The organism is Mesorhizobium loti (assembly GCF_013170705.1).
Lineage (GTDB): Bacteria > Pseudomonadota > Alphaproteobacteria > Rhizobiales > Rhizobiaceae > Mesorhizobium > Mesorhizobium loti_D.
Map to the genome: position 1 here is coordinate 3,572,468 of NZ_CP033334.1, position 12,953 is coordinate 3,585,420.

12 protein-coding genes and 1 pseudogene are annotated in these 12,953 nt (G+C 63.2%); 10 read left to right on the forward strand and 3 right to left on the reverse strand.

From position 1 onward, the window contains the following. Window positions 1–27: 27 nt before the first annotated feature. Window positions 28–345, reverse strand: coding sequence for a YMGG-like glycine zipper-containing protein (locus EB815_RS17410; protein ID WP_040980804.1), 318 nt, complete (start codon window positions 343–345; stop codon window positions 28–30). Window positions 346–659: 314 nt separating this feature from the next. Here EB815_RS17410 and EB815_RS17415 point away from each other — a divergent pair, with 314 nt between their 5' ends. The 10 genes from EB815_RS17415 to EB815_RS17460 all read left to right on the forward strand — a co-directional run bounded on the left by EB815_RS17415 (window position 660) and on the right by EB815_RS17460 (window position 11,180). Further along, window positions 660–1,232, forward strand: coding sequence for a hypothetical protein (locus EB815_RS17415; protein WP_065005328.1), 573 nt, complete (start codon window positions 660–662; stop codon window positions 1,230–1,232). A gap of 80 nt (window positions 1,233–1,312) precedes the next feature. Beyond that, window positions 1,313–2,224: a hypothetical protein gene (locus EB815_RS17420; RefSeq protein WP_065005329.1), complete on the forward strand. Its 912-nt coding sequence runs from the start codon at window positions 1,313–1,315 to the stop codon at window positions 2,222–2,224. Window positions 2,225–2,264: 40 nt separating this feature from the next. Beyond that, a complete protein-coding gene (locus EB815_RS17425) occupies window positions 2,265–3,254 on the forward strand; it encodes a Coat protein (RefSeq protein ID WP_065005330.1) in 990 nt (329 codons plus the stop codon). A 118-nt stretch (window positions 3,255–3,372) separates the two neighbouring features. After that, window positions 3,373–3,972 (forward strand): hypothetical protein, encoded by a 600-nt coding sequence (locus tag EB815_RS17430; RefSeq protein ID WP_065005331.1) that lies wholly within the window; start codon window positions 3,373–3,375, stop codon window positions 3,970–3,972. Next, on the forward strand, window positions 3,972–6,440 hold the full coding sequence (locus tag EB815_RS17435) for a hypothetical protein (protein WP_065005332.1): 2,469 nt from the start codon (window positions 3,972–3,974) through the stop codon (window positions 6,438–6,440). The genes EB815_RS17430 and EB815_RS17435 overlap by 1 nt, the downstream gene beginning before the upstream one ends. A gap of 84 nt (window positions 6,441–6,524) precedes the next feature. Next, window positions 6,525–7,193 (forward strand): hypothetical protein, encoded by a 669-nt coding sequence (locus tag EB815_RS17440; protein WP_065005333.1) that lies wholly within the window; start codon window positions 6,525–6,527, stop codon window positions 7,191–7,193. A 3-nt stretch (window positions 7,194–7,196) separates the two neighbouring features. Next, window positions 7,197–7,709, forward strand: a complete 513-nt coding sequence (locus EB815_RS17445) for a hypothetical protein (RefSeq protein ID WP_065005334.1) — start codon at window positions 7,197–7,199, stop codon at window positions 7,707–7,709. Between the two features lies 1 nt (window position 7,710). Further along, the gene (locus EB815_RS33440; RefSeq protein WP_196772383.1) at window positions 7,711–10,191 is read left to right on the forward strand and encodes a hypothetical protein; all 2,481 of its coding nucleotides are present in this window, start codon (window positions 7,711–7,713) and stop codon (window positions 10,189–10,191) included. Beyond that, on the forward strand, window positions 10,191–10,616 hold the full coding sequence (locus EB815_RS17455; RefSeq protein WP_065005335.1) for a hypothetical protein: 426 nt from the start codon (window positions 10,191–10,193) through the stop codon (window positions 10,614–10,616). The genes EB815_RS33440 and EB815_RS17455 overlap by 1 nt, the downstream gene beginning before the upstream one ends. Window positions 10,617–10,805: 189 nt before the next feature. Beyond that, window positions 10,806–11,180, forward strand: a complete 375-nt coding sequence (locus EB815_RS17460) for a hypothetical protein (RefSeq protein WP_081294883.1) — start codon at window positions 10,806–10,808, stop codon at window positions 11,178–11,180. Between the two features lie 531 nt (window positions 11,181–11,711). Here EB815_RS17460 and EB815_RS17465 read toward each other — a convergent pair. Both EB815_RS17465 and EB815_RS33615 read right to left on the reverse strand, forming a co-directional pair. Further along, complete coding sequence (locus EB815_RS17465; RefSeq protein ID WP_245303357.1) at window positions 11,712–12,782, reverse strand: IS3 family transposase; 1,071 nt, start codon at window positions 12,780–12,782, stop codon at window positions 11,712–11,714. After that, window positions 12,749–12,901, reverse strand: a pseudogene (locus EB815_RS33615) (transposase); the annotation flags it as partial. The pseudogene EB815_RS33615 and the gene EB815_RS17465, both read right to left, overlap by 34 nt. Between the last annotated feature and the right edge of the window lie 52 nt (window positions 12,902–12,953).

The following is a 12,953-nucleotide window of genomic DNA, read 5'->3' on the forward strand; positions in this document are numbered from 1 at the left end:
CGTGGAACGGGGAAAGGAAGCTAAGGATCAATAGTTGCCGTTGTAGTAGCGGTCGTCGCAGGGCGCGGTATAGATGCGGCCGTAGCGGTCCTGGTAGCGGCAGAGTTGGTCGCCGCGGCGTTGCGGCGTGGTGGCCGAGCCGACGACGGCGCCGAGCAGGGCGCCGCTGGCGGCGCCGATGACCGTGCTCTTGGTGTTGCCGCCGATCGCCTGGCCGACGAGAGCGCCGCCGGCGCCGCCGAGCAAGGCGCCCGTGGTGGCACGCTGCTGGCCTTCGGTTTGCGTCTCGCAGCCCGCAAGTGCCGCGGTCATGAGGACGGCCAAAATCGCTTTCTTGATGATCATCTGAAGAACCTGCTTTTGAGGCCACGCGGGCCGATGCCCAGCCAAGTGCGGTCGCATTGCGGCGGAACGGCGGCGCGCTTTCTCACGAAGTGAGTCATGGTTTCTCGGGCGTTGATAGACCTCGGCTTCGAAAACAGGCCTTTCGAACAATGCGATAGCGCCAGTCCTTGTCAAGATGATTCAGTTTTGGCGGCTCGCCCCGGCTTAAGCCGGCCCTCCGCTATCGCTCTCCAGTCCTTCGTCATTCGGAGAGACAGCCAATTGGCCTCCGCGCGCGGCGCACACCATTCCTCACCCAACCATGGAGACATGAAATGACGCGTGGACTTCCCCGCACCCTTGCCCGTGCCGCTTCCCGCGAGGCCGGCCTTGCCCCGCCAAAACTCGGCCTGAAGGCCGTGACCACAGGGCAGGGCGGGACTTATCGCACCGTCTTCACCTTCGCCGGGATGCAGGTGCCGGTGACCGACGCGCTCGCCTATGCCGCCCAGAAGATATTCGATTTCGCCGACGGCAAGGTGCGCATCAAGGGCGGCACGGCCAGGCTGCAGTTCGCGGTGCCGACCGCCCGCGCCTCGACCATCAACGACAATGCGGCGCTGACCTGGTCGCTCGGCTCGGCGGCTGCGTCGAGCGCGACGCTGGCCGGCACCATGGTCAATGTGCTGGCCTCGACCGCGCGTACGCTTGATGGCGCGGGTGCCGCGCTCTCCACTGCCTCGACCGGCGACATCGCCGCCGCGGCGACGCTGGATGGGACGGCGACGCCGGTCGATCTCTATCTCAACCTGGGGTTTGCCACCGGCACTGACATCGATGCGGACGGGACGGTTGCCGTGACGGGGACGGTGACGCTGCTGTGGGAGAACTGGGGGGATAACGCGTAGGCGCCAATCTCCCCCCTCGAGGGGGGAGATACCAAGCTTTGGCGTCCTCGACCTCCAATCTCAACAAAGGAAAACATCACATGACAGATCTGGCAGATTCCGGGTCCGTGGCGGCGCGTGCGCTGCCGGCGGGCAACCCAGTACGGCCACCGGCCAACGGAGACAACGGGTCCATCCCGCCGGCCGGCAAGAGTTGGTTTGACGGTCTTTCCGAAGGCAACCGCAAGCTCGCTGAAACCAAGGGCTGGACCAAGCCTGAAAGCCTCGACAGGGTTTTCACATCCTATGCGGAGCTGGAGCGTCAGCAGGGTGAGAGCCTGCGCGTTCCCGGCCCCGACGCATCGCGGGAAGACTGGGAGCGTTTTCATGCCCGGCTGCCCGAGACCATGCGTCCGGTCACTTCGTCGGAAAAGGTCGAATACCGCCGGCCGGAAGGCCTGCCGGAAAACTTCGCCTATTCGGACGAGCTCGCTCAGGCGTCCAAGGCCTGGGCGGTCGAGGCGGGTGCTTCGCCAAGAACCGCGCAGGCCTATCACGACAAGTTCGTCGGCTACATGGCCGAGCAGGCAAAAGCTCAGGAGATCGCGCTCGCCCGCTCGGTGGAGGCCACCCATGACGACCTTGTCCGGGACTGGGGGCCGACCGACAGCGACGGCTTTCGCCAGAAGCTCGAGGTCGCCAACCGGGCGATGAAGAAGCTCGGCCTGGTCGACGCCTACAAGGCGAAGGGCATCCTTCTGCCTGACGGGGCGCTGACCGATCCGCGGATCGCCAAGGCGTTCCACGCCATTGGCGAGGCGATGTTCAGGGAAGACACGATCGACGGCGGTGCTTTTCTGAGCGGCGGCAATCCGTTCAAGCGCAACGCCGCCGGCGAACGCAACCTGACGGCCATTTCAGCCCTCGTCAAAAGCGACCCCGCCCGCGCAAGGCGGCTGGCTCGCGAGGCCGGAGAAAACCCGGAACTCTGGATGCCCAATAATCCGCTCTGACGAGCGGTCACCACCAAACCAAACCTGAAGGAAGATAGAAATGGCAGATGCCTACACCCGTATCGCGGACGCGATCGTTCCGTCCGTCTATGCGCAATATGCGTTCGAGGAACATGTGCAGTCGCTCGAAATCTACCAGGCCGGAATCCTGTTTTCCGACCCGGCGATCTCGTCCAAGCTGTCGATGGGCGGTCGCTCCGTCGACATGCCCGGCTGGAAGGATCTCGGCAACGACCCGTCCGAGCCGGTCAATGACGATCCGGCCGATTCCATCGAGATGAAGAAGGTCGGCTCGCGCCGCGAGGTTGCAGCGCGCAATGTCCGCGCCCAGGCGTGGGGCGTGCCGGACCTGACCTCGATCCTGGCGGGCGATGATCCGCAGAAGCTGATCGTCAAGCGGCAGACCGAGTACTGGCAGCGCGCCAACAAGCTGACCTTGCTCGGCATCCTGAAGGGGGTGGTCGCCGACAACATCGCCAATGACGGCGGCGACCTGGTGCGCACGACGGGCGCCTCCATCGTCGACACCGACATCATCGAGGCCGCCTATCTGATGGGCGACCGCGCGGACAAGTTCAAGACGATCTGGATGCACTCCAAGCAGATGAAGGCGCTGAAGCTCGCCGACCTCATCGACTATGTGCCGTCGTCCGAGCAGGGCGGGCCGCTGATCCCCTACTACATGGGTCTGCGCGCCGTCGTCGACGACGACATTCCGGTGGCGGCGGGCGTCTACACCGCCTTCATGTTCAAGGACAAGGCGATCCTGTGGAACGAGCTGCCGGTCAACACCGAGGGCGGCCCGCTGGAGTTCGACCGCAAGCCACGCCAGGGCCATGGCGGCGGTGTCACCGAAATGGTCGGCCGCCGGCATTTCGTGCCGCATGTGCCAGGCACCCGCTTCCTCGATGCCTCCTCGACCGGCGAGTTCGCCACCGATGCGGAGCTGGCGCTGGCGGCAAACTGGGACCGCACGGCGACCAGCGTCAAGAACATGACGTTTATCGCGCTGAAGACCACCGAGGCTTGAGCCGAAGCGAGGCGAGAGGGCGGGGGCGAAGAGCTCCCGCCCAATCTCGTCTGGACTGCATTCCTTCGCGCAAAGGGTCGCGACTTGACCGACCCGAAACCAATGGAGGCTTGACATCATGGCCATCACCCCGCTCGATATCGCCAACATGGCGCTCGCCGTGCTCGACGAGGCGCCGATCGACAGTCTCGATCAGGACGTCAAGGCGGCGCGGCTGTTGAACCTGCATTTCGACCTGACGCGCGAAGCGGAACTGACCAAATACGCCTGGGTGTTCGCCATCCTGCGTGCCACGGTGGTGGGGGCGGACACGGGCGGCAATGATTGCGGCCTGAGTTTCGCCTATGAGCTTCCCGCTGACTGCCTGCGGCCGCTGCCTCTGACCCACAATGGCGAACCGGACGGCGTGCCGATCTCCTGGCGTCAGGAGGCCGGTCTTATCTATTCGGACCAGCCGGGTCCGCTGGCCATCCGCTATGTCGCCAACCTCACCGATCCCAATGATTGGGACGCGCTGTTCACCGAGGTGCTGGTGGCGGCGCTTGCCATCAAGGTCGCGCATCCGCTGACCCACAAATCGGGCATGATCGACATTGCCCGCTCGGCCTATGACCGGGCGCTGGACGCGGCGCTCAACGCCAACGCCTTCCAGCGCGCCGGCCGCTTCTACTCTGCCTCCTGGTCCAGCCAGCGCGGCGACAGCAGGATTTCGCGCTGATGACCACGCTTTATCCCGTCCAGGACGTTTTCACGCGTGGCGAAATCAGTCCGCGCCTGCACGCCCGCGCCTCGCTCGATTTCTATCGGGCCGCACTTGCCCGATGCGAGAACTTCGTCACGCTGCCACATGGCGGCATCCGCAAGCGCGGCGGCACCTATTTCGCCGGCGAGGTCAAGATTTCGGCCAAGAAGACGCGGCTGATCCCGTTCATCTTCTCGGCCGACCAGGCCTACGCGCTCGAATTCGGCGACCAGTATATCCGCGTCTACGCCTATGGCGCGCGCGTCGGCACGGTGGAGGTCGCCTCGCCCTATCTGGAGGCGGACCTGTTCGAGCTCGCCTATGTCCAGTCGGCCGACCAGATGTGGATCAGCCATCGCGACTATCCGCTCCAGGTTCTGACACGCACCGCCCACACGGCATGGTCGCTCGACGATTACGTGATCGATGACGGCCCCTACGACGACATCAACGATACGTCGACGACGTTGACCCCGGCATCCTACGGCTCCTTCGTCCCCAAGATGACCAGCTTGACCGCGCCGAGCGGCACGGTCTCAAGTCAGAACGGCACGTCGGATGTCTGGCAGCTGTTCGACAAGAACAGCCGCACAATCAGCTTTCCCTCGGGGGGCACCGCCGCGTGGGTCCAGTATCAACTTCCAGGCGGAGCGCAAAAGGTCTGCAATGCCTATTGGATACAGGCGTCGGGCGCTCCGGTAGGCGCCGAGGACATGCCCACGCAATGGGTTGTGCAAGGCTCGAACAACGGTACCGACTGGACGACGATCGACTCCCAGGTCGCACAGGCCGGCTGGGGCGCCGCCGAACGCCGCTATTACGAGTTCTTCAACAAGACGCCCTTCAACTATCTGCGCCTGGACTTCGAGGGCGGCGGCGGTCCTGACGCCTCGAACTCGCAGCTAGCCGAATGGAGCCCGAACGAGGATGGCGACTTGATGACGCCGTTCAACTTCACGGCCTCCTCGGTCATCGGCATCAACGGCGACACCGGCTTCCAGGCGACGGACGTCGGCAGGGCCATTCGTCTGCTCGGCTCGGACGGGCGTTGGCGGTGGGCGCGCATAGCGGCGCGCGCCAGCGCGACAGTCGTCACGATCCGCATGTATGGCCATGTGCTGCCCGATCTCTCGCCGATCACCCGCTGGCGGCTCGGCACGCTGGTTCCCGGCAAATATGTCGAGAGCGGCTCGCTCTATGAGGAGCGCCTGGCCTTCAGCCGGAAGTTCTCCGTCTATGCCTCGGCCACCGGCGATTTCGACAATTTCGCGCTGGGCGAGAAGGATGACGACGCGCTGGAGTTCATCCAGGCCGGCGGCGGCCAGGCCAACGACATCGTCTGGATCGCCGATTCGGACGGCGCGCTGCTGATCGGCACCTTGGGCGGCGTACGCGCCCTGTCGGGCTCGGGCATCGACGAGGCGCTGACGCCGTCCTCGTTCAAGAACCGGCGCTCGCGCACCTTCGGCTGCGCCCGCATCCGCCCGGTCGATGCCGGCCAGTCGTTCCTCTATGTCACCCGCTCGCGCAGGTCGATCGCCGAGCTGACGCAGACCGCGCAGAGCCGTTTCACCTCGGACGATGTCGGCCAGATTTCAGAGCATATTCCCAAGCAAGGCGTGGTCGAGCTGGCCTTCCAGACCGATCCCGACCCGCTGCTGTGGTTCCCGCTCGATAATGGCGAGCTCGGCGGCTACACGCATCAGCCGAGCCAGGAAGTGCGCGGCATGCACCGGCATCGCCTGGGCGGCACTTTCAGCGGGGCCGGCTGGGCAATTGTCGAGAGTGCCGCGGTGACGCCTGGCCAGGACGGCAATGACGACCTCTGGTTGGTCGTCAAGCGCACGATCGGCGGCGTGACGAGACGCTATATCGAGATCAAGACCGCGCCGTTCGAATATGGCGCCATCACTGATGCCTTCGAGGTCGATTGCGGCCTGACCTATATCGGCGCCGCGGTGGCCACGGTGGGCGGTGCCGTGCATCTCGCCGGCCTGTCCGTCGATGTGCTGGCCGACGGCAAGGTCTATCGCGGCCTCACAGTCAGCGGCGGCGGCACGGTGACGCTGCCGGGCGGCTCGACCGCCGCCAAATGGCAACTCGGCCTGCCTTATGCGGCGGGCGCCGATACGCTGGAGCTCGATGTCGGCGGCCGCGACGGCTCCGTCATCGGCCGCCGCAAGAAGGTGGCGAAAGCGATCCTGTCGCTGCTCGAGACCGACACCACCGGGCTCGAGGTGCAGTCTCTCATGCGCGGCCGCTGGGAACCGGTGCGCATGCCTTCGATCGTCGCACCCGACGGCAAGGCGACGCTGTTCACCGGCAATGTCGAAGTGCCGATCGACGACAGCTGGGAAGGGCAAGGCCGGGTGCGGATCCGCCACGTCAACCCGACGCCCTGCACGATCCGCGCGTTCACGCCGGTGTTCGACGCCGAGCCGTAGGTAGAGCCGTCGAAGCTGCCGATCTCCCCCCTCGAGGGGGGAGATACCCGCTTCGCCGGCCCACACTCCAAAAAGGACATCCCAATGACATCCCCCCATGCCGAACAACTCGGCAGGGCGAGGACGGCTGCAGAATTCGCTGCCGTCATCGCCTTGCTCGACACCGACCTCAACGACGCGATCACCCGCAAGAGCGAACTGGCCGAGGCAGAGGACCGCGCGGTCTTCGGCGATGGCGACCTGGCCGCCGCGCGCGCGGCACTCGACGACTGCAACGACCAGGTCGCGCTTCTCGAAAAAGCCATCGACGCCGCCGGCAAGCGCCGCGCGGAGGCGGCGCTTTGCGAAGCCCGCGCCGACATCGCGGCACTTGGCGAGGAGATCAAGGCCAGGGCAACCCTGCTTGGCGAACGCTGGCGCGGCGTGCACCGGCTGGTCGAGCAGTTGCGCCAGGAACTCTTCGAGGCTGATGCGCTCGCCCGCGCCATCACCACCGCCAACAGCCTGTTCGATGCCGCTGGCGTCCGCGATCTGAAGGTGAACCTGACCACCACGCGCCGCGCCGCCATGGCCGGCGCGCGAGCGGCGGCACCCGCCCGGCTCAGCCGGCCCGCGCTGCAGGCCGACAGGCTGCTCTTGTCCTTCCTCAGCCCCGGTGGCGCGCTCGACCCGCGCCCGCCGCTCGGCGCGCCCGTGGACGGCGTCAAAAGCAAATTCATTCCCGCAACTCCCTCTCTGAACGAACGAGGCTGAACCATGTGCACACTTGCCCTTCTCGGTACGGTTCTTTCGGTCGGCGGCGCGCTGATGGAAGGCCAGCAGCAGAAGCAGATGGCCGACTATCAGGCCAGGGCCTATGAGCAGCAGGCGCAAGCGGAGGCGCAAAGTTCCGCCTTCGAACAGAGCCAGGAGCGCCACAAGCAGGACTTGCTGCAGGCTCAGGCGCGCGCGCAGGCCGGTGCCTCCGGCGTCGGCATGTCAGGCTCGCCAACCGAGGTGCTGGCGGCCAATGCCAGGCAGGGCCAGATCGACCTCAAGGGGATCCAGTACAGCTCGCAGCTGCGCCAGAACAACCTCAACGACCAGGCCGCCATCTCGCGCTTCTCCGGCAAGCAGGCGGCAACGGCCTCGATCTTCAGCGCCGGCAGCGCGCTCGTTGGCGGCCTCTCCAAAATCTACGACCCGACCAAGGCGGTGAGTCTAGGCGGTTCGGCATTTTCGCCTCGGGCGAGCGCGGCCATAGCCGGCGGCTATTCGGGCCTCTACTGAAATGGTCCACATCATCCCCCTCTCCATTGGCCAGCGCCGGCTCGATACCGGCAGTGCGCCGCAATACCCGCAGGGATCGTCGATCGGCGGCGCCATGCAGGGTTTTGGCGATGAGCTTTCCGCAGTCGCCGAGCGCTATCGGCAGATGAAGGACCAGCAGGAGGCGTTCGACGCCGAGCTGGCGCGCCGCCGCTTCAACGGCCAGATCGCGCAGGCCGAAGACCAGGTGGCGGCGAACGCGCCGGCTGACGGTGCCGGCCTGCATGACGCCATGTATGGCCAGGTCAATCCGTACGACGGCCGAGTGGTCAAGACCGGCCTGTTCGACAAGCTGTTTGCCGCTGCCTTGCCTGGCATGCCCGAGAGCCAGCGCGCCGCTTTCGCCGGGCAGAAGGAGGCGATGCGTGCGGTTGGCGCGCGGCGCATGGCGCAGCGGCAGAAAGCGCGGCGCAAGGATTACGAGCAGGCAGAGGTCGACACCGCGCTCAAGACCAGCGCCATCGCCATCGGCAACGCCAACCCCGACGATCATGTCACCTTCGAAGCGGCCCGCCAGCAAGGGCTCGACCTGATCGACAAGATGGGTCTCGATCCGGTGATCAGGCAGCAGAAGGTGAAGGACTGGTTCGGCACTGCCACCAGGGCGCGGTTCGAAGCGCTGATTGCCAGGGACCCGAAGCGCGCGCTGGAGATATTTGGTGTTGGGGCGCCCGCCTCCGACGGCAGGGCTACGGGCGATGGCTTGCAAGCGGCAGGCAGTTCTGGGACGGGCGACCGCGTCGGCAAACGGACGCCTGATCAGCGTGTGGTGCAGGCGTTCGGGAATAGCGCTCCGACGCCGGATCCCTTGGCGATCAAGCTGACAACCGATTATCTCGTCGACCTGTCTCCAGATGACGTTCCTCGGCTGATCGACCAGGCACACGCCGCAAATACGGCGCAACTGATCGAGGCGCGCACCAACATCGCTCTCGTTTCGCAGAATGCCCCGGACGCAATCGCCAAGACCGGCAGTTACTCCGGCAAGATACCCGACCCCGCCGACTTCGCAGCCGTTTATGGCGCCAAGGAGGGCGGCAAGCAGTACCACAGCTTCAGCTTGAAGATGGATGTCGGCCGTCAAGCCTTCGGCATGCGGACCATGCCCAACCAGGCGATCCACGCAGCGCTGCGCGATGCCGAGCCTGGGCCTGGCAGTTCCGAGGAGGAGCAGACGCGCTATCGGGTTACCGCTGCGGCTGCTCTCAAGACACTAGGCATTAGGCGGGCGGACCCTGCCGGCTATGTTCGAGAAGTATTCCCCAATGTTGACGCTGCGTGGAAGGCGGCAACAAATCTGGGCAGCAGGCCGGAGAATGGCGATCCGGAGGCGTACAAATGGGCTATCGCCGTCTCGGTTGCGGCCCAAAGGCAACTGGGCGTTGAAAATCCCCAACCCCTGCCAAGGGCGGTTGTTCAAAGCCTAGTCGACACACTTAGAAACAAAGATGTGCCGCAGGCTGAAAAAGGGGCCATGCTGGATGCCCTACTGGCAGCAACGCGCGATCCGGCTGTTCGCGATGCCCTGTCTCAGCAATTGGATCAAGCTGGCCTTTCTGGGCCGGCTCAAGTCGACCCGATCGTTACTACCGCAACAGAACGGCCTCCATCAGCGCCGCCTGCCGAAGCCCGGTCTGCATTCCAACAAGCTGCGGACGACTTCGGCGACTATCTGAGTGAGGGTTTTGAGGCTCTAGGCCGCATCCCGCACGACATCGGGCTGGGTCTCCAGGATCTGCGCGATTCGCCTTGGGGCTTCCTTGAACAACTGCCGGCTACCCCCGGCTCGGGGGCGGCTGCTGAAGGGCGCTTAGCATTAGAGGCAGCTGGAGAGGCTGTTGCAAAAGGACTGGCCATTGTCCGCGGCGGGACGGGCAAGCTTGCTAGGCCGATAGAGGAATTTGCTGATCGTGGCTCGCGCACAGTATCGGACCTCGCCGCCGAGAAGGCGGTGGCTCACCAGGCTGTCGAGGCGGAGTCTCGTGCAATAAATGCAGCAAAAGAGGCCGCCTACCGCTTGAGCACAGGCGCCAAGCCTGACAAGGCCGAACTTCTTGAGATAATAAAGGCGATCGCCAGGGACCCATCTAAAGTAAAATATCCCGGAGCATCGCTTGGAAGAGCATTTTCGAACAACTACAGAAAGACATTTCTTGACGCGAACCCCAATCTGACGGGAGATATTGTCGTCCACCACGCTGCAGAGCGACAGGCATGGACAAGGTATAAAAACCTCTTTGCGGAAGACGAGATGCACTCTCTTCCAAATCTAAGAGGCATACCAAAAGAACTAGATAGCCTTTTGCACAAGACCATTTTTCGATTCGAGTGGGATCAATTTTACGAGGCGCACCCCCAGGCAACCCGTCAGCAAGTGCTGGACTACGTGACTTATATCGATAAGAAATATGGGCATCTGTTCAATCCCCCGATAGGTGAGTGATGCAATACTTTAAAATAAGACCGAACGTCGCGGGCGGGATAGGCGAAAACACCGTTCTAGACTCGACCGTCCACCCGCCAATCGTGACCAGGCTTCACTATGTGGTAGAGGGCTGGTTCGGTGATGTGATCGTTGCGACATTCCCCTGTTTCCTCGTCACTGAGGAAACCCAGCGCGCACTGCAGAAGATGGGCTTTTCGGGGGCGTCGTTCGCCGAGGCCGAGGTGACTACCTCTGAAGAGTGTGAAGAGGATCAACCCGGGCTGCAGCTACCGCCTTTCGTCTGGCTGAAGGTAAATGGGAAGGCTGGCCGTGACGACTTCGGGATCGCAACGCCTTTCCGCCTCGTCATCTCGAAACGCGTTCTTGATTTGCTGGAATCATTGGGAATACCGTTTGCTGTGGTCGAACCCTACGAGCAGTAACAGGATCGCGCGTTTGTTGTCGCGGCGACGCCACGAATTACGCGAATTACGGTGACAGTGCATTTTTGTCAGTCGCACCCAGATCGCTGGAGCGAATCACCGGATCGAGAAATGGAAAATAGTGCACTGTCACCGTAATTCGGGAGACCATTCACGCTGGGCTATACAAAGGTGGCAAGGGAGTTGGTCATGGAAAACAATGCCAAACCCGACCTGAGCAGCGTCACACGCCTGCCTCCGGCCAATATCGGCACCGGCGACGACGAGCTTGATTCTGCTCGCATCGAAGCCCGCCAATACATCGAATTCTACACTTGGGTATCGGCCATTAAGGACGAATATCTTGGTTACGCCGCGGAAGGGATAATCTATATTTTCCTTTTCGAGATAGAGACCAGTCGACCGGACGTGAATCCATGGACTTGGGTGATCGTCGGGGATGTGCCGCCGACGTACCTGCCAGCTGATGATGGAAAGACGCCTTTTGAGGCGCTGGATGGTTATATCGGTGCGCTGGAAGACTGGGTTGAGGGGCACGCACGGGAAAGTCGGTGGCGAAGTTGATACCGGTCAATGTCGATGCGAATCCCGCCAACGCTGAGATGCTGGCGAGCCGGCTCAAATTCCTCGATGAGAAAATCTTGCCGGAACTCAAAAGATAATACGCTCGATTGCGGCACGTGCACTTGCCCCGTTTGTGGGGAAGGATATCAGCAGGGAACCTTGTCGGATAACGGTCAGGAGAATCCCCGCTCGAGTTCCTTGAAGAGTACGCCCTTCGGGCAGCTTTGCCACAGAGTGTCGGTCTCATCCAGGTCGTCGGCCTGAGCCGTACCAAATGGCAATGCGAGCACCACTGCTACGGAGACAATGAATGATCGCAAGAATGCCTCTTATGGTTGTATATTGCATATTTTAGTGGCAATTTGGTTGTGGGGAATTACGGTGACAGTGCACTTTTATAGGCCGCATCCCATGTGGCTGGAGAGAGCCACCGGACCGAGAAATGGAAAATAGTGCACTGTCACCGTAATTCCCGCCGGTCGTTAAAAACCTAGTCGACACCTTGAATGATGATGACCTGCCACTGAACTGTCATCCAGCTGCGATTAGAGCCTCGAGCGTTTTTGTTACGCCTTGTGGCGCGGGTTGAGCAACCGGCGGAGGCGCGGAGCCTTCCATCAGCACAGCGTCGGAGCCGGTTGCGATGATGACCTCGGCATAGGCTGCCGGGGTCTGGTAGCCGAGCGAGGAATGTGGCCTGGCGGTGTTGAAGTCCTCCCTCCATTCGGCGATGGCGCTTCGTGCGTGGTCGAGACCGAAGAACAGGCTCTCGTTCAACAGCTCGTCGCGCATCCGGCCGTTGAAACTCTCGACGTAACCGTTTTGCATCGGCTTGCCCGGCGCGATGTAGTGCCATTCGATCCTGCAATCCTTCGACCAGGCGAGGATGGCGTTCGAGGTAAACTCGGTGCCGTGGTCGGAGACGATCATGCCCGGCTTGCCGCGGTGGGTGATCAGTTCCGTCAGTTCACGGGCAACCCGACGGCCGGAGATCGAGGTGTCCGGGATCGCGGCCAGGCATTCGCGCGTCACGTCGTCGACGATGTTGAGCACGCGGAACCTCCGGCCGCAGGCGAACTGGTCATGCACGAAATCCAACGACCAGCGCGCGTTCGGCTTTGCCTCGACCAGGATCGGCGCCCGCGTGCCGACCGCTCGCCGCCTTGCCCGGCGCTTGCGCACCGTCAGGCCTTCCTCGCGGTAGAGACGATAGATGCGGTTGACCCCAGATGCCTCGCCCTCGCGCCTGAGCAGGATGAACAGCCGCCTGTAGCCAAAGCGTCGGCGCTCGTTGGCGAGGTCGCGCAACCTGCCACGCAGCTCCGTCTCGGGCGGACGCCGGGACTGGTAGCGGATCATCTTGCGATCGGCGCCGACGAAGGAACAGGCCCGACGCTGCGACAAGCCCATGACGGCCTGCAGATGCGCGACGGCTTCGCGCTTAACGGCGGGCCCTACCATTTTTTTGACAGAAGCTCGCGCAGCGCCGAGGCTTCCAGCATCTGATCGGCGAGCAGCTTCTTCAGCTTGGCGTTCTCGTCTTCCAGCGCCTTCAGCCGCTTGGCGTCGGACACGTCCATCCCGCCATACTTCGCCTTCCAATTATACAGCGTCGCCTCCGAGACCCCGTGCTTGCGAGCCAAATCGCCCGCCTTCGCTCCCGCCTCGTGCTCGCGCAGAACCGCAATGATCTGCTCTTCCGTGAACCGCTTTCTCTTCATCAGTCCGTCCTTCGATCAAGGGCCGGACGCTAATCTCAGATGGAGGAAATTC